At 64.9% G+C, this 16,684-nt stretch carries 16 protein-coding genes; 14 read left to right on the top strand and 2 right to left on the bottom strand.

Annotation, left to right across the window (positions count from 1 at the left end):
* The first annotated feature begins 161 nt into the window (after window positions 1–161).
* From XI03_RS11445 to boxB, 4 genes are all read left to right on the top strand, one after another.
* Window positions 162–980, top strand: a complete 819-nt coding sequence (locus XI03_RS11445) for an alpha/beta fold hydrolase (RefSeq protein ID WP_271592193.1) — start codon at window positions 162–164, stop codon at window positions 978–980.
* An 18-nt stretch (window positions 981–998) separates the two neighbouring features.
* Window positions 999–1,535 carry a DUF309 domain-containing protein gene (locus XI03_RS11450; protein ID WP_271592194.1) on the top strand — a complete coding sequence of 179 codons (537 nt, stop codon included), beginning with the start codon at window positions 999–1,001 and terminating at the stop codon, window positions 1,533–1,535.
* Between the two features lie 98 nt (window positions 1,536–1,633).
* Window positions 1,634–3,322, top strand: a complete 1,689-nt coding sequence (gene boxC, locus XI03_RS11455) for a 2,3-epoxybenzoyl-CoA dihydrolase (RefSeq protein ID WP_152102255.1) — start codon at window positions 1,634–1,636, stop codon at window positions 3,320–3,322.
* Between the two features lie 150 nt (window positions 3,323–3,472).
* A complete protein-coding gene (gene boxB, locus XI03_RS11460; protein ID WP_271592195.1) occupies window positions 3,473–4,924 on the top strand; it encodes a benzoyl-CoA 2,3-epoxidase subunit BoxB in 1,452 nt (483 codons plus the stop codon).
* Window positions 4,925–5,200: 276 nt separating this feature from the next.
* On the opposite strand, the gene XI03_RS11465 is transcribed toward boxB, so the two are convergent.
* Complete coding sequence (locus XI03_RS11465) at window positions 5,201–6,001, bottom strand: SDR family oxidoreductase (RefSeq protein ID WP_038946902.1); 801 nt, start codon at window positions 5,999–6,001, stop codon at window positions 5,201–5,203.
* A 287-nt stretch (window positions 6,002–6,288) separates the two neighbouring features.
* The gene (locus XI03_RS11470) at window positions 6,289–7,347 is read right to left on the bottom strand and encodes a polysaccharide deacetylase family protein (RefSeq protein ID WP_028139773.1); all 1,059 of its coding nucleotides are present in this window, start codon (window positions 7,345–7,347) and stop codon (window positions 6,289–6,291) included.
* Between the two features lie 164 nt (window positions 7,348–7,511).
* Here XI03_RS11470 and XI03_RS11475 point away from each other — a divergent pair, with 164 nt between their 5' ends.
* The 10 genes from XI03_RS11475 to pstC all read left to right on the top strand — a co-directional run bounded on the left by XI03_RS11475 (window position 7,512) and on the right by pstC (window position 16,682).
* Window positions 7,512–8,906 carry an OmpA family protein gene (locus XI03_RS11475; protein WP_271592196.1) on the top strand — a complete coding sequence of 465 codons (1,395 nt, stop codon included), beginning with the start codon at window positions 7,512–7,514 and terminating at the stop codon, window positions 8,904–8,906.
* Between the two features lie 2 nt (window positions 8,907–8,908).
* Window positions 8,909–9,205, top strand: coding sequence for a hypothetical protein (locus XI03_RS11480; RefSeq protein WP_028139775.1), 297 nt, complete (start codon window positions 8,909–8,911; stop codon window positions 9,203–9,205).
* 97 nt (window positions 9,206–9,302) lie between these two features.
* Window positions 9,303–9,893, top strand: a complete 591-nt coding sequence (locus XI03_RS11485) for a TetR/AcrR family transcriptional regulator (protein ID WP_095425033.1) — start codon at window positions 9,303–9,305, stop codon at window positions 9,891–9,893.
* Window positions 9,890–10,795 carry a haloalkane dehalogenase gene (locus tag XI03_RS11490; protein WP_271592197.1) on the top strand — a complete coding sequence of 302 codons (906 nt, stop codon included), beginning with the start codon at window positions 9,890–9,892 and terminating at the stop codon, window positions 10,793–10,795. Before XI03_RS11485 ends, XI03_RS11490 begins: the two co-directional genes overlap by 4 nt.
* Before the next feature lie 11 nt (window positions 10,796–10,806).
* Window positions 10,807–11,034: an Rdx family protein gene (locus XI03_RS11495; RefSeq protein ID WP_038946905.1), complete on the top strand. Its 228-nt coding sequence runs from the start codon at window positions 10,807–10,809 to the stop codon at window positions 11,032–11,034.
* Between the two features lie 19 nt (window positions 11,035–11,053).
* A complete protein-coding gene (locus XI03_RS11500; RefSeq protein WP_038946906.1) occupies window positions 11,054–11,485 on the top strand; it encodes a GNAT family N-acetyltransferase in 432 nt (143 codons plus the stop codon).
* Window positions 11,486–11,929: 444 nt separating this feature from the next.
* A complete protein-coding gene (locus XI03_RS11505) occupies window positions 11,930–12,985 on the top strand; it encodes a lysylphosphatidylglycerol synthase domain-containing protein (protein ID WP_028139780.1) in 1,056 nt (351 codons plus the stop codon).
* A 58-nt stretch (window positions 12,986–13,043) separates the two neighbouring features.
* A complete protein-coding gene (locus tag XI03_RS11510) occupies window positions 13,044–14,336 on the top strand; it encodes an ATP-binding protein (RefSeq protein WP_152102259.1) in 1,293 nt (430 codons plus the stop codon).
* Window positions 14,337–14,486: 150 nt separating this feature from the next.
* Window positions 14,487–15,500 (top strand): phosphate ABC transporter substrate-binding protein PstS, encoded by a 1,014-nt coding sequence (pstS, locus tag XI03_RS11515; protein ID WP_028139782.1) that lies wholly within the window; start codon window positions 14,487–14,489, stop codon window positions 15,498–15,500.
* 192 nt (window positions 15,501–15,692) lie between these two features.
* Entirely contained in the window at window positions 15,693–16,682 is a 990-nt protein-coding gene (pstC, locus tag XI03_RS11520) for a phosphate ABC transporter permease subunit PstC (RefSeq protein ID WP_026201750.1), read from the top strand.
* The last annotated feature ends 2 nt before the right edge of the window (window positions 16,683–16,684 follow it).

Below are 16,684 nucleotides of genomic sequence, written 5' to 3' on the forward strand. Positions count from 1 at the left end.
CTTGACCAATGGCCAACCTGTCAGTGATGTGTCCGAACAGGTGTCAGCCATGTCCCCGGACTAAACACTTGTCCCGGCCATCCACGCGTCGCCGCGTACGAGGAAAGACGTGGATGCCCGGGTCAAGCCCGGGCATGACGACGGAGAGAGAAGAGCGCGAAATGACCAACCTCACCCCCACCGGCTTCCTCAGCGTCGACGGCGCCAGCCTCGAATACAAATGGCTCGCGCCTGAGGCCGCGGACGCGCCGACCATCGTCATGCTGCACGAAGGGCTCGGCTCGGTCGGGCTCTGGGGCGATTTTCCCGAGAAGCTGCAACAAGCCACCGGCGCCGGCATCTTCGCCTATTCGCGCGCCGGCTACGGCCAGTCGAGCCCGGTGAAATTGCCGCGGCCGCTGGACTACATGCAGCGCGAGGCGCTGGACGTGCTGCCGAAGCTGCTCGATGCGATCGGCTTCAAGCGCGGCCTGCTGCTCGGCCATTCGGACGGCGCCTCGATCGCAACGATCTATGCCGGCGCGCATCAGGACCACCGCCTGAGCGGCCTCGTGCTGATCGCGCCGCATTTCATCGTCGAGGACATCTCGGTGGAATCGATTGCCGCGATCAAGACCAGCTTCGAGACCACGGACCTGAAGGCCAAGCTGGCGCGCTGGCACAAGGACGTCGACAACGCCTTCTACGGCTGGAACGGCGCCTGGCTCGATCCGAAATTCCGCGACTGGGACATCTCGGAATACCTGGCCTATATCCGCGTACCCATCATGGTCCTGCAAGGTGCTGGCGACCAATATGGGACATTGCGTCAGGTCGAAATTGCGCAGGAAGAGTGTTACTGTCCGATAGATTTTAAAGTCATTTCAGGCGCGGGCCATTCCCCGCATCGTGAAGCGCCGGGGGCGACGCTTGACGCGATTGAGCAATTTGCAAAAGCGGCCCTGCGCGACGATCAGGGACTCGGGGTACGCGCCGCATGATTATGCGGAGGCACACCCATGAATGTGCCTTCACATGTGACCGGCCAATTGCCCTGGCCGCAATGGGCCTATGTGCCGGGCGAGACCGGCGCCGTCGAGGCCGATGACGATACGCTTCGCTTGGCCAAGGCGCTGGTACCCTCGGCCTTTCGCGGCCACGTGCCGGCCCGCCATCCGGCGCTGCGCTACGGGCTCGCGCTCAACGACCGCGGTTATTTCTGGGAAGCGCAGGAGGTGCTGGAGACGGTGTGGGCCGCAGCCCCGCAAAGCGGCCGCGAACGCATTCTGCTGCGAGCCTGCATCCACATCGCCAACGCCAATCTGCGTTTGCGCATGCAGAAGGCGCATTCGGCCGCGCGCCTGTTCGGCGACGCGCTGACCGAGCTGCGCGCGTTGAGCGCGCGCAAGGTCGCAAGCGGCGGCGACGGCTTCGTCGAGAGCTTTCCGGTCGCGGCCCTGGTGGCGCTGCTCCGGGCCAAGATCGGCCGCCCGCAGCTCGCGAAGGCCGACTGGATCGCGCTTGGCGCGATTGTGCGGTCCTGGCCGACTGCATGAAACAAAGTGCATGCGTTGGCGGTTAAGGGCTAGACGCATCCAAAAAGATGCACTATTGTGCATCTAACGGTAAACCAAAACGAGCTCAAGGGTGGCCCATGGCCGGGGAAGATCGGCGCCTCGCAGGCGGCGCGACATTCATCGATTTCCAGACCGAACCGTCCCGCTACCGGCACTGGAAGCTCGCGGTCGAGGGTGACGTCGCGACGCTGACCATGGACGTCGACGAGAATGGCGGCCTGTTCGAGGGCTATCTGCTCAAGCTCAACTCCTACGATCTCGGCGTGGACATCGAGCTGGCGGATGCGGTCCAGCGCCTGCGCTTCGAGCATCCGGAGGTGAAGGTCGTGGTGATGCGCTCGGCCAAGAACCGGGTGTTCTGCGCCGGCGCCAACATCCGCATGCTCGCGGGCTCCACCCATGCCCACAAGGTGAACTTCTGCAAGTTCACCAACGAGACCCGCAACGGCATGGAGGATTCGTCCGAGAATTCCGGCCAGCGCTTCATCACCGTGGTGAACGGCTCGGCCGCCGGCGGCGGTTATGAGCTGGCGCTTGCGACCGACCATATCATCCTCGCCGACGATGGCGCTTCCTCGGTGGCGCTGCCCGAAGTGCCGCTGCTCGCGGTGCTGCCGGGCACCGGTGGCCTCACCCGCGTGGTCGACAAGCGCAAGGTGCGCCGCGACCATGCTGACTTTTTCTGCACCATCGAGGAGGGCGTGAAGGGCAAGCGCGCCGTGCAATGGCGCCTCGTCGACGAGATCGCGCCGAACTCGAAGCTCGAAGGCAAGATCGCCGAGCGTGCCAAGGAGTTCGCTGCGGCCTCGAAGCGCAAGGGCAGCGGCAAGGGCATCGCGCTGACACAGCTCAAGCGCGTCATCGACGCGACCAGCATCCGCTACGGCTTCGTCACCGTCGATATCGACCGCACGGCCCGCATCGCCACCATCTCCATCAAGGCGCCGGAGGCCGCAGCACCCGCCGACATCGACGGCATGATGGCGCAAGGCGCGTCGTTCTGGCCGCTCCAGGTCGCGCGTGAGCTCGACGACGCCATCCTGCACTTGCGCATCAACGAGCTCGAGATCGCCATGCTGGTGTTCAAGAGCCATGGCGATCGCGCTCATGTGCTCGCGCACGATGCCTTCCTCGAAGCCAACAAGGCGCACTGGCTGGTCAACGAAATCCGCCATTACTGGAAGCGCGTGCTCAAGCGCATCGACGTCACCTCGCGCACGCTGGTGACGCTGGTCGAGCCCGGCTCCTGCTTTGCCGGCACCTTGGCCGAACTCGTCTTCGCCGCCGACCGCTCCTACATGCTGATCGGCACGCGCCAGGGCGACAACCGTCCGCCGCCGTCGATCGAGCTCTCCGCCATGAATTTCGGCCCGTATCCGATGAGCCACGGCCTGACGCGGCTGGAGTCGCGCTTCCAGGCTGATCCGTCGGATGTGGAGCGCGCCGAAGCCACGATGGGCACCGCGCTCGATGCCGAGCAGGCCGAGGAGCTCGGCCTCGTCACCTTCGCGCTCGACGACATCGACTGGGACGACGAGGTCCGCGTGTTCCTGGAGGAGCGCGCCAGCTTCTCGCCGGACAGCCTCACCGGCATGGAAGCCAGCCTGCGCTTCGTCGGCCCGGAGACGATGGAATCGAAAATCTTCTCGCGCCTGACCGCGTGGCAGAACTGGATCTTCCAGCGCCCGAACGCCGTCGGCGAGGAAGGCGCGCTGCGCCGCTACGGCAGCGGGCAGAAGCCGAAATTCGATATGACGCGGGTTTAGCTTTTCGTGTCCCGGGCGCGCTGCGGCACGAAGTGACGCTGCGCAGAACCGGGACCCATAGTGGACCGAACAATGGGTCCCGGCTCAGCAGTGCAGCACTTCGCGCCGCACTGCGTCCGGGACAAGAGACAGACCAAGGAGAGCACGGCCATGAACATGAACATCATGAACGTCGACTACTCGACCAAGATTCCCAACAACGTCAATCTCGCCGAAGATCGCCAGGTGCTCAAAGCGCTCGAAGGCTGGCATCCCGGCTACATGGATTGGTGGAGCGACATGGGGCCGGAAGGCTTCCAGGAATCGCTGGTCTATTTGCGCACCGCCTATTCGGTCGATCCGCGCGGCTGGGCCAAGTTCGACTATGTCCGCATGCCCGACTATCGCTGGGGCATTCTCCTCGCGCCGCAGGAGGAAAATCGCGTCGTGCCGTTCGGCGAGCACTACGGCGAGCCGGCCTGGCAGGAAGTCCCGGGCGAGCATCGCGCCATGCTGCGCCGTCTGATCGTGATCCAGGGCGACACCGAGCCGGCCTCGGTCGAGCAGCAGCGTCATCTCGGCAAGACCGCGCCCTCGCTCTACGACATGCGCAACCTGTTCCAGGTCAATGTCGAGGAAGGCCGCCACCTCTGGGCGATGGTCTATCTGCTGCAGAAATATTTCGGCCGCGACGGCCGTGAGGAAGCAGATGATTTGCTGCGCCGCCGCTCCGGCGATGCTGATGCCCCGCGCATGCTGGGCGCCTTCAACGAGGCGACGCCGGACTGGCTGTCCTTCTTCATGTTCACCTATTTCACCGACCGCGACGGCAAGATGCAGCTGCACTCGCTCGCGCAGTCCGGCTTCGATCCGCTGTCGCGCACCTGCCGCTTCATGCTCACGGAAGAAGCGCACCACATGTTCGTCGGCGAGACCGGCATCACCCGCGTCGTGCAGCGCACCTGCGATGCGATGCGCGAGGCCGGCGTCACCGATCCCACCGACATCGCGAAAGTCCGCGCGCTCGGGGTGATCGATCTTCCGACCATCCAGAAGAAGCTGAACCTGCACTATACGCTGTCGCTCGATCTGTTTGGCTCGGAGGTCTCGACCAACGCAGCCAACGCCTTCAACGCCGGCATCAAGGGTCGCTATCACGAGACCCAGATCGAGGACGATCACCAGCTCAAGAACGCCACCTATCCCGTGCTGAAGTTCATCAACGGCGAGATCAAGCTGGTCGACGAGCCGGCGCTGACCGCGCTCAACATGCGCCTGCGCGACGATTACAGCCAGGATTGCGTCAAGGGCATGCTGCGCTGGAACAAGGTGATCTCGACCGCGGGCTACGACTTCAAGCTGACCTTGCCCAACGTCGCCTTCCACCGCCACATCGGCGAGTTCAAGGACGTGCGAGCGACGCCCGACGGTCTGTTGATCGACGACGCCACCTGGGCCAAGCGCAAGGACGAGTGGCTGCCCTCGACGGCCGACGGCGACTTCATCACCTCCCTGATGCAGCCCGTCACCGAGAGCGGCAAGTTCGCCTCGTGGATTTCGCCGCCGAAGGTCGGCATCGACAACAAGCCCGGCGATTTCGAATACGTGAAGATCGAGTCGTAGGCGCGGCCTCATCCTCAACTGTCGTCCCGGACAAGCAAACGCCCGGCAACGCATAGCGTTGCCGGGCGTTTGTGCAGGTCAGGGACCCATAACCACAGGGAGAGGTCGTAGCGCGAGCGAGCAGGCAACCACGAGTCTTCGCCAAACTCCTCCCTGTGGTTATGGATCCCGGATCTGCTCTCGCTTTGCTCGCTTGTCCGGGACGACACTAAATATGGGGTGAGGGCGTCGCATCTATCAGCTAGCGCAATCGCTCGCTTAGTCCCCCCGGTTCTGCTACCCCGCGATCTCCAGCCCGGCATTCGCATACACCACGCCGCCATCGACGGCGATGGTGTTACCGACCACGTAGTCACCCGCGCGCGAGGCGAGATAGATCGCCAGCCCCGCCATGTCCTCGTCGGTCCCGATCCGACGCGCCGGAATGCGCTTTGCGACTTCTTCCGAATGGTCGCGCGCGGCCCGGTTCATGTCGGATTTGAACGCGCCCGGCGCGATTGCGGTGACGTTGATGTTGTCCTTGATCAATTTCGTCGCCATGCGCCGGGTCAGGTGGATCACGGCGGCCTTGCTGGCGGCGTAGGAATAGGTCTCGCTCGGATTGACGAAGATGCCGTCGACAGAGGCGATGTTGATCACCTTGGCCGGACGTTCCGGACTTGCAGCCGCGCGCAGTGGCTTGGCCAGCGCCTTGGTCAGGAAGAACAGCGACTTGACGTTGAGGTCCATCACCTTGTCCCAGCCGCTTTCGGGGAATTCGTCGAACTCCGCGCCCCAGGCAGCTCCGGCATTGTTGACGAGGATGTCGAGCTTCGGCTCGAGCTTGATGATTTCGCCGGCGAGCCTGTCGCAGCCTTCGACAGTCGAGATGTCGATCGGTAGCGCGATGCACTCGCCGTCATATTGCGCAGTGAGCTCCTTGGCGGTGGCCTCACACGGCCCCGCCTTGCGCGCGGTGATGTAGACCTTCGCCGCGCCGGCGCTGAGATATCCCGCCGCGATCATCTTGCCGATGCCGCGCGAGCCGCCGGTCACCAGCGCGACGCGGCCTTTGAGCGAGAACAGATCGTTGAACATGGTGCCTCCCTGGGTTGGCAATGTTTTGGGCGGGGAGGGAAGGGGAGTCAAGGAAGGCCGCGCGTGGAGGAGATGGGAGTGTGGCGCGACGGCGGTCCAACCTACTCGGTGTCGTCCCGGACAAGCGTAGGCGCAGATCCGGGATCCATAACCACAGGGAGATGTTTGGCGAAGATTGGTTGTTCGGTACATCTACCAACCGCAATCGATGGATCACGCGGTATGGCTCCCGGATCGGCGCGCGCTTTGGGCGCGCTTGTCCGGGACGACAGCGGAGATTGCAGCGGCTACGCCGCCGCGATCCGGCGGAAACCGTTCCACATCGCGGTCGCGGCGCCCGAGGTCAGCACCGGCAGGATTCGCGCGTCCTGGTAGTTGCCGTTGAGCGAGACGCGCGGCAGCGCCGTCATGTGGGCGGCATTGTCGGCGAACAGCATGCCGGGCCGCGTCGTTACCGCGGTCTTGAAGCCCGCCGTTGCAGCAAGGCCGAATTCGCGCATCCCCGCGGCCTCGCGGTCGCCATAGGGATAGGCGAGATGCAGCACGGGCCGCTGCAGCGCCTGCTCGATCCGTGCGCGGCTCGTGGCGATCTCCTGCGCGGCGACGTCTTCGGCCAGCTTGGCGAGGTTGCAATGGCTGACGCTATGCGCGCCGATCGTGACCAGCGGATCGGCGGCAAAGCTCTTCACCTCGGCCCAGGACAGGCAGAGGCTGCGGCACAGCGCTTCCATGTCGACGTCGTATGTCGTGCAGAGCGCCTCGATCTCTCGCGCCAGATCGTGCTCGCCCGGTAGTGCGCGCAGCCAGTCGTGCAGGCGGTCGAACGTTGCCTGCTTGGCCGCGGGGGTCGTCGCATCGAGCCGCAGCGCGGAATGGCCTACCCTGACGTCGACCTGCTCGGTCTTGGCGATCACGGCCTCCAGCGCCGCCCACCACAGCCGTCCAGTGCCCTCGGCAAAATCGCTCGCGACATAGACCGCCAGAGGCGCGTCAAATTCGCGCAGCACGGGCAGCGCATAGTCCAGATTATCGCGATAGCCGTCATCGAGGGTGAAGGCGGCGAAGCGGCGGTCGAACCGGCCCTGCACCAGCCGCTCATGCAGCTCGTCCATGCTGACGATGTCGATGTCGCGCGAGCGCAGATGGCACAGCGTCGCGCGCAGGAATTCGGGGGTGACTTCGAGATGCCGGTTCGGCTGGAACGCGGCCTCGCGGGCCGGTCGCACGTGGTGCAGCATGAAAATGGCGCCGACGCCCGACAAAAGCGGGCGCAGCAGGTGGTGCGCCCCGCTGAAATAGAGTGCTCCCAGCCCGGCGCGGATGACGTTGTTACGCAGTTGTTTCATGACCCGCTGGCGGACTCTGGCATTCCGCTTTCAACTTACGGAAGAACCCTTGAAGAAAAAGTTATTCCGATTGTCCGGGTGGGGCCTTCGCAAGGGCACCATTTCCGGTTTGACAGCCTGCCAAGGGTTTGTTTTGTCTCCGGTTCCAGAGTTCGGGTCGTCGAATGAAGAAGCTTTTTACGTGGGCCAGCAAATGGTGGCCGGGGCTGATCCCCTTGGCCGTCATGTGGGGATTTGCGGCCTGGAATAATACCTTACCGGTCGAAGCCGACCTGTCGGCGCGCAGCTCGGCTGCGCTGAAAGATACCGTTCTGGACAAGACCCGGATCGCGGTCGATGGCCGCGATGTCAGCCTGGCCGCGGACGCCTTCTCCGAGGAGGGGCGGCGGGATGCCGTGATGGCGGTCGAGACCGTCCCCGGCGTCCGCCTGGTCGACGACCGGACCCGCCTTGTTCCCGAGGCCAAGCCCTTCGTCTGGAACGCCGAGCGCGACGTGGTGCGGGTGACGCTGTCAGGCTCCGCGCCGTTGCCGTCGATGAAGGGCCGGCTGACCGAGGCGGCCCGCAAGGAGCTTGGCGGCGTCGAAGTGGCCGACCAGATGGGGCTGGCGCGCGGTGCGCCGCCGCGGTTCGAGGCCGCAGCGACGCTGTTGCTGGACCAGATCGGCAAGCTGAAGGACGGCAAGATCACGATCACGGACACCAAGGTCAATCTGTCGGGCATGGCGCGCGATCTCGGTGGCCGCGAGGCGATCGTGGCCGCGCTGAAGAACCTGCCCGAGGGCTTTTCGATTGCCGCCAACGACGTCAAGGCGCCGCCCTATATCTTCCAGGCCTACAAGGATCCGGTCGCCGCGACCGTGACGCTGACCGGCTATGTTCCCGACAACACCATCCACGCGGCGATCGCCACCAGCGCCGCGCGAAAATTCTTCACCGAAAAGGTCGTCGACAATCTCAAGGCCAGCATCGGCGCGCCCGGCTCCTTCAACACCGCGGTGATCGCAGCGCTCGGCGCACTGTCGCGACTGTCGACCGGCACGCTCGTCGTCTCCGACCGCGAGGTGAAGCTGTCGGGCGATGCGCTCTACGAGGGCGCGGCCAACGACATCCGCGCAGGTCTCGGCAAGAACTTCCCGAAAAACTGGCAGTACAAGCCGGAGATCACCGTGAAGCCGGCGGCAGGCCCGGTCGACGGCACCGTGTGCCAGCAATTGTTCTCCGAGCTCCTGGCCAAGGGCAAGATCCGCTTCGCAGCAAAGCGGGCCGACATCGATCCGGATTCCGCCGCCATCCTCGATCATCTGATCGAGACGGCGCTGCGCTGCCCGACCACCAATGTCGAGGTCGCCGGGCATACCGATGCCGACGGCGAGGACGGCTTCAACCGCGCTCTCTCCGAGAAGCGCGCACAGGCGGTGATCGACTATCTGGTCAAGGCCGGCCTGCTCGCCAGCCGCTTCACCGCGGTCGGCCATGGCAGCACGCAGCCGCTCGCCGGCAACGACACCGACGAAGGCAAGGCGCAGAACCGCCGTATCGAATTCCTGGTGAGGTGACGATGCCCTATCTCGTCTCGTTCCATCTGGGCTGGCTGATCGGCTCGCTGCTGCTGGGCTTTTGCATGGGCTGGATCTCGGTGGTCCAGCGCGGCAACGGCACCTCGAAGGTGACGGCGCGCTGGCTCGCCGCGCTTGCTGCCGCCCTGGTCGCGGCCTCGTTCGCACGCGTCGTCCCCGGCCGCTTCGGCTACTGGCTCGACCTCGGCCTGATCATGTTCGCCTGCTACCTGGTCGGCTGCACCATCGGCGCCTGGCTGCGCGACCGCGTGGTCTCGCGCAGCATGCGGACCGGCTGAAGCTCCGCCGCCAGCCCCCTTTCTGTTCGGACACGTCGTCGAGAGAGACGTCAAACGCTGCGCTTGACAATAATACGTACGTACGTATTATTGCTCCATGCCCAAACCCTCACTCAAAGACGCCATCCTCGACGCCGGTCTCAAGGTCATGTTCCGGACCGGCTATCACGGCACCAGCGTGCGCGATGTCACCACTGCGGCAGGCGCCCCGCAGGGGTCCTTCACCAATCATTTTCGCTCCAAGGAAGCGTTCGCCTCCGAGGTGCTCGATCGCTATTTCGAGATCACGAAGGGATTGGTCGCGGAGGCTCTTGAAGACGCATCGCTGACCCCGCGGGCGCGGCTCAAACGCTATCTCGACATCATCACCGGACGGCTCGAAGCCGACGGCTACGGACGCGGCTGCCTGATCGGCGATCTCAGCCTGGAAGCGGGCGGCAGCAGCGAGATGCTGCGCACCCGCCTTGCCGAAATCTTTGCCGAATGGCGCATGCCCTTCGCTGCCTGCATCAGCGAGGCGCAGAGAAGCGGCGAGATCGATTCCGAATTCGAGCCGGAGGAGCTTGCCGACTTCCTGCTCGCGTCCTGGCAGGGCGCGATCCTGCGCATGAAGGTCGACCGCACGTCCAAGCCGCTCGAGCGTTTCAAGTCCATCGCATTCAAGACCGTCTTCAAGGAGCCGACATGAGCCAGCAAGCCGAGATCCAGATCCGAAGCGCCTCCGTGCTGGGAAGCACGATGGCGTATCGCGACACAGGTGCGCAGGATGCGCCGGTCGCGCTCTTCCTTCACGGTAATCCGACGTCGTCGCATATCTGGCGAAACATCCTGCCGCTGGTGGCGCCTGTGGCGCACTGCATCGCGCCCGATCTCATCGGTTTCGGCCGGTCGGGCAAGCCCGACATCGCCTACCGCTTCTTCGACCACGTCCGCTATCTCGACGCGCTGATCGAGGAACTCGGCATCAGCTCAGCCTATCTCGTTGCGCAGGATTGGGGCACGGCGCTCGCATTTCATCTCGCGGCGCGCCGGCCGGCCTTCGTGCGCGGCCTCGCCTTCATGGAGTTCATCCGGCCGATGCCGACCTGGCAGGATTTCCACCAGGCCGAAACTGCGCGCCAGACTTTCCGCAAGTTCAGGACGCAAGGCGACGGAGAGGCCATGATCCTGAAGGCGAACGCCTTCGTCGAACGCGTGCTGCCGGGCGGCATCGTGCGCACCTTGAGCGACGACGAGATGGCGCCTTATCGCGCGCCCTTTCCGACCCCGGACAGCCGCCGTCCCGTGCTTGCCTTGCCTCGGGAATTGCCGATCGCCGGCGAGCCCGCCGACGTCTATGAAGCGCTTCGATCGGCTCATGCGTCGCTCAAGGCGTCCGCATATCCGAAGCTGCTGTTCGCAGGCGAGCCGGGCGCCATCGTCGCCCCCGAATTTGCCGAGACGTTCGCTGCCTCGCTGAAGCACTGCGCGCTTGTCCGCCTCGGGCCCGGCCTGCACTATCTCCAGGAAGACCACCCCGACGCGATCGGTCGTTCCGTTGCCGGCTGGATCGCCGGCATTGAAGCGGTGCGTCCCCAGCTTGCGGCCTGAAGGAGGACGAGATGTCCGACGTAACCATCATCTATTGCCGGCCGTGCGGCTACGAGAAGCGTGCCAAAGAGGCGGCCGTGGCGCTGCGCCGGCAGCTAGGGCTGGAATCCGATCTCGTCCCCGGCAAGGGTGGCGTCTTCCAGGTCAAGCTCGGTGACCGGATCGTCGCCAGCCGCAGCAAAGGACATTTTCCTGACGGCGACGAAATCGTCGCTGCCGTCACCGCCGCGCGGGACTGAGCCGGGGAGGGTCTTCGCGATGTCGATTGTCTGGGCCGACGATCTCGCCGGGATCGACTGGAATGAGCTATCCGAGCTCTATCGCATCGCGCCGCTCGGCAACAAGGCGCCGGCCGATCTCGCGCTGGTGTTCGGCAACAGCATGTTTCGCGCCTTCGCCAATGAGGATGGTCGCATCGTGGGGGCGGGACGCGTCCTGGCCGACGGCCGCGACTGCGCCTATCTCTGTGATATCGCCGTGCACCCGGACCGCCAGGGGCGAGGTCTCGGCCGCGACATTATCGAGCGTTTGCTTGTGCGTTGCCGCGGCCATCGCAAGGTCATCCTCTACGCCGTCCCGGGCAAGGAAGGATTTTACGAACGCCTGGGCTTCAGGCGGATGACCACGGCCATGGCGATCTTCGAAGACCAGGCCGGAGCCTATGGTCGCGGCTATTTGACCGCGCCTTGAGGCCGCGCCCGGGGCCCGCGACCTTCCGGCGCATCGGACACCCCGTGAACGACGCCGGGATTGCCCCCTCTTTCAACGGGCCGGCGCGGTCCATAGATTGACGCGGTCCATAGATAGACGTCGGCTTAAGGCGTGCAGGAACATTGTGCGGCCGAAATCATCAAAACTTCATGGCGCCTGCGCAGGATCGCCATGGAGATTCGCCTCAAGTCCTGCCGCCGAAGGCGCCAAACCGTGCATCAGGAGCCCGCAACCCTGCCTAAAATATTGAATGCACGTGTTTTTGTTCGAATTGGCGAATTCCACTCCGCCCCAAAACGCGCTAGTGGAGGGCAGGGGGGCATGCGCGATACCGGAGCCGGCGGCGAGGGTTCGTTGAGTGCCTGTGCGTCGTCCGCCTGTTCGCCGGCCACCCTGGCCGCTGAAGCGTTGTTCGAGGTCTAGATGCTGGAAGCCATACGCAGGGCGATGTCGTTTCTGCGCCAGAAGCAAGTCCTGCATAAGCTTGGCGTTGTGATCAGCGTCGCGGTCATCGGCATCGCTTGCTATGTGCTCTACCACATGCTGCGAGGCATCGATTTCAACGAAGTCCTCGAAGCGATCAAGAGCACCGAGCCGACCCAGATCGCGATGGCGGCGCTGTTCGTCACCGCGGGCTATTTCACCCTGACCTTCTACGACCTGTTCGCCGTGCGCGCGATCGGCCATGCCCATGTGCCCTATCGCATCAACGCGCTCGCGGCCTTCACCAGCTATTCGATCGGCCACAATGTCGGGGCATCCGTCTTCACCGGCGGTGCGGTGCGCTATCGCATCTATTCGGCCTACGGGCTGAACGCGATCGACGTCGCGAAGATCTGCTTCCTCGCCGGCCTGACCTTCTGGCTCGGCAATGCCGCCGTGCTCGGCCTCGGCATCTCCTATCATCCGGAGGCAGCCGCCTCGATCGACCAGCTGCCGCCCTGGCTGAACCGGGCGCTGGCGCTGATGATCATCGTCGGGCTGGTCGGCTATGTGGTCTGGGTCTGGACCCAGCCGCGCGTGGTCGGCCGCGGGCCCTGGACCGTGGTGCTGCCGGGCGGCCCGCTGACGCTGCTGCAGATCGCGATCGGCATCGTCGATCTCGGTTTCTGCGCGCTCGCGATGTATGTGCTGGTCCCGGACGAGCCCAATCTCGGCTTCGTGGTGGTCGCGGTGATCTTCGTCTCGGCCACCCTGCTCGGCTTCGCCAGCCACTCGCCCGGCGGGCTCGGGGTGTTCGACGCCGCCATGCTGGTCGGCCTCTGGCAGATGGATCGCGAGGAACTTCTGGGCGGCATGCTGCTGTTCCGCGTCCTCTATTATCTGTCGCCCTTCGTCATATCTGTAATCTTGCTGACGTTTCGCGAAGTTATCATCGGCGCACGATCGAAGCGCTTGCAGCAGGCGGCGCTCAAGCTCGACCCCGGCCCGGCGCGTGAAGCCGCTTATGTGAGAGAGCGCAGCGACAGCGGTGCCTGACGGCGCCAAGCCTTATTTGGACAGGCCTTCAGACAAGCCCCAGGAGAAGTCCGCCCCGATGGCGATCGACGCCCCATCTTCTCCCTCCGCGCAGCCCTGGTCCGACCGGCTGCGGCATTCGACCGTGATCCTGATCGCCGCGGCGCTGGCGCTGTCCGTCGTCGTCTCGCTCGGCGAACTGTCGGCGCTGCACGCCGCCATCGTGTTCCTCTGTATCGCGGCGGCCGCGCTGATCCCGTGGCGGCTGCACGATCCCGCCGCGTCGCGCGACGACGTCAGGCGCATCAACCCGGTCGAGAGCGCGGCGGTGGCCGCCGTCGTCGCCGGCATGCCGGATCCGGCGGTGCTGCTCGACCGCGCCGGCCGCGTCATCCACCTCAACGCCGCCGCCGCCCAGCTCGCGCCGGCGCTGCGCCGGAACGAGCTCGCCCAGTTCGCGCTGCGCTCGCCGGAGATCATCACGGCGCTGCGCGAAGCGATCGCGACCACCGAGCCGCGGCGCGCGACCTATCTCGACCACGTCCCGGTCGATCGCTGGATGGAGCTCATGATCACGCCGGTGCCGGTGCCGACCAGCTTCGGCGGCGCCGACAAATGCATGCTAATGACCTTCCACGACCAGACGCCGCTGCGCCGGGTCGAGGAGATGCGCGCCGACTTCGTCGCCAATGCCAGCCACGAGCTGCGCACGCCGCTGGCCGCGCTGTCGGGCTTCATCGACACGCTGCAGGGCCAGGCCAAGGACGATCCCAAGGCGCGCGAACGCTTCCTCGGCATCATGCACAACCAGGCCACCCGCATGGCGCGCCTGATCGACGATCTGTTGTCGCTGTCGCGGGTCGAGCTGTCGGCCCATGTCCGGCCCGACACCCTGGTCGATTTGCTGCCGATCATCCGCCAGGTCGCCGACGGGCTCGAGCCGCTGGCGCGCGAGCGCCAGGTCGAGGTCGAGATCCATCTGCCGGATAGTCCGGTGATGATCGCGGGCGATCGCGAGGAGCTGCTCCGCCTGTTCGAGAATTTGATCGAGAACGCGCTCAAATACGGTGCCTCCGGCGGACGCGTCATCGTGTCGCTGACCTCAGCCGCGGCCACTGATGGAACTCAGGAAATCCGGATCATGGTCCGCGATTTCGGCCCCGGCATCGCGCCCGAGCACCTGCCGCGGCTGACCGAGCGGTTCTACCGGGTCGACGTCGGCGACAGCCGCTCGCAGGGCGGCACCGGGCTCGGATTATCGCTGGTGAAACATATTCTTAACCGCCATCGCGGCCGGCTTTTGATCGAAAGTGTGCCCCGGCAGGGCGCCACTTTCACCGCCTGTTTTCCCCAGGCCAAGACTTTAGTTTAGATCTAGAACTCAAGCGATTCCAATCGCTTGAGGGTGTCATCCGACTGTCACGAAACCTTCGTAAAAGCACAGCCGACCGCTCCTAAAGGGGCGGCGCGGGGAGCGCGATCGGGCGCTGATGGCGCTTCGCTCCCCTGTATGGAGACCAGCATGAATTTCCTCAAGACGATCGTCGCTGCCGGCTTGGTCGCCGCATCGGCGACAGCGGCCTTTGCTGCCGACATCACCGGCGCCGGCGCGACGTTCCCGTTCCCGATCTATTCCAAATGGGCTGACGCCTACAAGAAAGAGACCGGCAACGGTCTGAACTACCAGTCGATCGGTTCCGGCGGCGGCATCAAGCAGATCCAGGCCAAGACCGTGACCTTCGGCGCCAGCGACGCGCCGCTCAAGGCCGAGCAGCTCGAGAAGGACGGCCTCGTCCAGTGGCCGATGGTGATGGGCGCCATCGTCCCCGTCGTCAACCTCGAGGGCGTGAAGCCCGGCGAGATGGTGTTCGACGGCGAGACGCTCGCCAGCATCTATCTCGGCAAGATCACCAAGTGGGACGACGCCGCGATCAAGAAGCTCAATCCGAACGTGAAGCTGCCCTCGGAAGCCATCACCGTGGTCCGCCGCTCGGACGGTTCGGGCACCACCTTCAACTTCACCAACTATCTCGCCAAGGCCAGCGCGGACTGGAAGAGCAAGGTCGGTGAGGGCACCGCGGTCGAGTGGCCGGTCGGCGTCGGCGCCAAGGGCAACGAAGGCGTGTCGGGCAATATCAGCCAGACCAAGAACTCGATCGGCTACGTCGAGTACGCCTATGCCAAGCAGAACAAGCTGACCTACACCGGTCTCGTCAACAAGGCCGGCAAGCCGGTGCAGCCGACCGTCGAAGCCTTCCAGGCGGCCGCTTCCAACGCCGACTGGGCCAAGGCGCCCGGCTACTACGTCATCCTGACCGACCAGCCCGGCGAGAAGTCGTGGCCGATCACGGCGGCGACCTTCATCCTCATGCACAAGGATGCCACCGACAAGGCGGCCTCGCAGGAAGCCATCAAGTTCTTCCGCTGGGCCTTCAAGAGCGGCGGCAAGGCGGCTGAAGAGCTCGACTACATCCCGATGCCCGAAGGCGTCGTGACCCTGATCGAGAAGACCTGGGCTGCCGAGATCAAGAGCTAAGTAAGGCTCTCGCGTCCCGGACGCGGTGCGGCCCTGGCGATGCGAAGCATCGTCCAGTGTGCCGCTCCGCGAGGGCCGGAACCCGCAAGACTTCCGCTCCGGACCGGCGCGCGCCGCGTCCGGAGCGCGAGACCGACAAAAAGACTGACAACAAGCGTATATTATCGGGCACAGGGGATCGGCGTGGCAGAAATGGCCGTTCAGAGCGATGTAATCGACGACGCCGGACCGTATGATCGCGCCAAGGCCTTGAGCGCGTTCAAGCTCGGCGACGTCACCTTCTACTGGATCACGCGGCTGTCCGCGATCTCGGTGCTCCTCATTCTCGGTGGCATCATCGTCTCGCTGATCGTCGGCGCGTTCCCGGCGATGAAGGAATACGGCTTCTCCTTCCTGTGGACGCAGCGCTGGGCGCCGTCGGCCGATCCGCCCGTGCTCGGCGCGCTCGGGCCGATGTACGGCACGCTCGTCACCTCCTTCATCGCCATGCTGATCGCCATTCCCGTCGGTCTCGGCATTGCGATCTTCCTCACCGAGCTCTGCCCGCAATGGCTGCGCCGCCCGATCGGCATGGCGATCGAGCTGCTCGCCGGCATTCCCTCGATCATCTACGGCATGTGGGGCTTCTTCGTGCTGGGCCCGTTCCTGGCCAACACCTTCCAGCCCTTCATGATCAGGATATTCGACGGCGTGCCCGTGCTGGGCGCGATCTTCGCAGGTCCGCCGTCCTATCTCAGCACGTTCAACGCCGCGCTGATCCTCGCCATCATGGTGCTGCCCTTCATCACCTCGATCTCGGTCGACGTGTTCAAGACGGTGCCGCCGGTGCTGAAGGAGGCCGCCTACGGCGTCGGCTGCACCACCTGGGAAGTCGTCCGCAGCGTGGTGATCCCCTACACCCGCGTCGGCATCATCGGCGGCGTCATGCTGGCGCTGGGCCGCGCCCTCGGCGAGACCATGGCGGTGACCTTCATCATCGGCAATTCGTTCCGCATCTCCTCATCGATCTTCGCGCCGGGCACCACGATCTCGGCGGCGATCGCATCCGAATTCGCCGAGAGCGACGGCCTGCACCAGTCCGGCCTGATCCTGCTCGGCCTCTTGCTGTTCGTGCTGACGTTCTTCGTGCTGGCCGCAGCGCGGCTGATGCTGATGCGGCTGGACAAGAAGGCGGGGAAGTAACG

It is taken from the genome of Bradyrhizobium sp. CCBAU 65884, assembly GCF_028128835.1.
GTDB lineage: Bacteria > Pseudomonadota > Alphaproteobacteria > Rhizobiales > Xanthobacteraceae > Bradyrhizobium > Bradyrhizobium ottawaense.

What these genes read in the sequence shown, in the direction of transcription:
- XI03_RS11445 (WP_271592193.1), top strand. Translation starts at nt 162, where the DNA reads ATGACCAACCTCACCCCCACCGGCTTCCTCAGCGTCGACGGCGCCAGC.
- XI03_RS11450 (WP_271592194.1), top strand. Translation starts at nt 999, where the DNA reads ATGAATGTGCCTTCACATGTGACCGGCCAATTGCCCTGGCCGCAATGG.
- boxC (WP_152102255.1), top strand. Translation starts at nt 1,634, where the DNA reads ATGGCCGGGGAAGATCGGCGCCTCGCAGGCGGCGCGACATTCATCGAT.
- boxB (WP_271592195.1), top strand. Translation starts at nt 3,473, where the DNA reads ATGAACATGAACATCATGAACGTCGACTACTCGACCAAGATTCCCAAC.
- XI03_RS11465 (WP_038946902.1), bottom strand. Translation starts at nt 6,001, where the DNA reads ATGTTCAACGATCTGTTCTCGCTCAAAGGCCGCGTCGCGCTGGTGACC.
- XI03_RS11470 (WP_028139773.1), bottom strand. Translation starts at nt 7,347, where the DNA reads ATGAAACAACTGCGTAACAACGTCATCCGCGCCGGGCTGGGAGCACTC.
- XI03_RS11475 (WP_271592196.1), top strand. Translation starts at nt 7,512, where the DNA reads ATGAAGAAGCTTTTTACGTGGGCCAGCAAATGGTGGCCGGGGCTGATC.
- XI03_RS11480 (WP_028139775.1), top strand. Translation starts at nt 8,909, where the DNA reads ATGCCCTATCTCGTCTCGTTCCATCTGGGCTGGCTGATCGGCTCGCTG.
- XI03_RS11485 (WP_095425033.1), top strand. Translation starts at nt 9,303, where the DNA reads ATGCCCAAACCCTCACTCAAAGACGCCATCCTCGACGCCGGTCTCAAG.
- XI03_RS11490 (WP_271592197.1), top strand. Translation starts at nt 9,890, where the DNA reads ATGAGCCAGCAAGCCGAGATCCAGATCCGAAGCGCCTCCGTGCTGGGA.
- XI03_RS11495 (WP_038946905.1), top strand. Translation starts at nt 10,807, where the DNA reads ATGTCCGACGTAACCATCATCTATTGCCGGCCGTGCGGCTACGAGAAG.
- XI03_RS11500 (WP_038946906.1), top strand. Translation starts at nt 11,054, where the DNA reads ATGTCGATTGTCTGGGCCGACGATCTCGCCGGGATCGACTGGAATGAG.
- XI03_RS11505 (WP_028139780.1), top strand. Translation starts at nt 11,930, where the DNA reads ATGCTGGAAGCCATACGCAGGGCGATGTCGTTTCTGCGCCAGAAGCAA.
- XI03_RS11510 (WP_152102259.1), top strand. Translation starts at nt 13,044, where the DNA reads ATGGCGATCGACGCCCCATCTTCTCCCTCCGCGCAGCCCTGGTCCGAC.
- pstS (WP_028139782.1), top strand. Translation starts at nt 14,487, where the DNA reads ATGAATTTCCTCAAGACGATCGTCGCTGCCGGCTTGGTCGCCGCATCG.
- pstC (WP_026201750.1), top strand. Translation starts at nt 15,693, where the DNA reads ATGGCCGTTCAGAGCGATGTAATCGACGACGCCGGACCGTATGATCGC.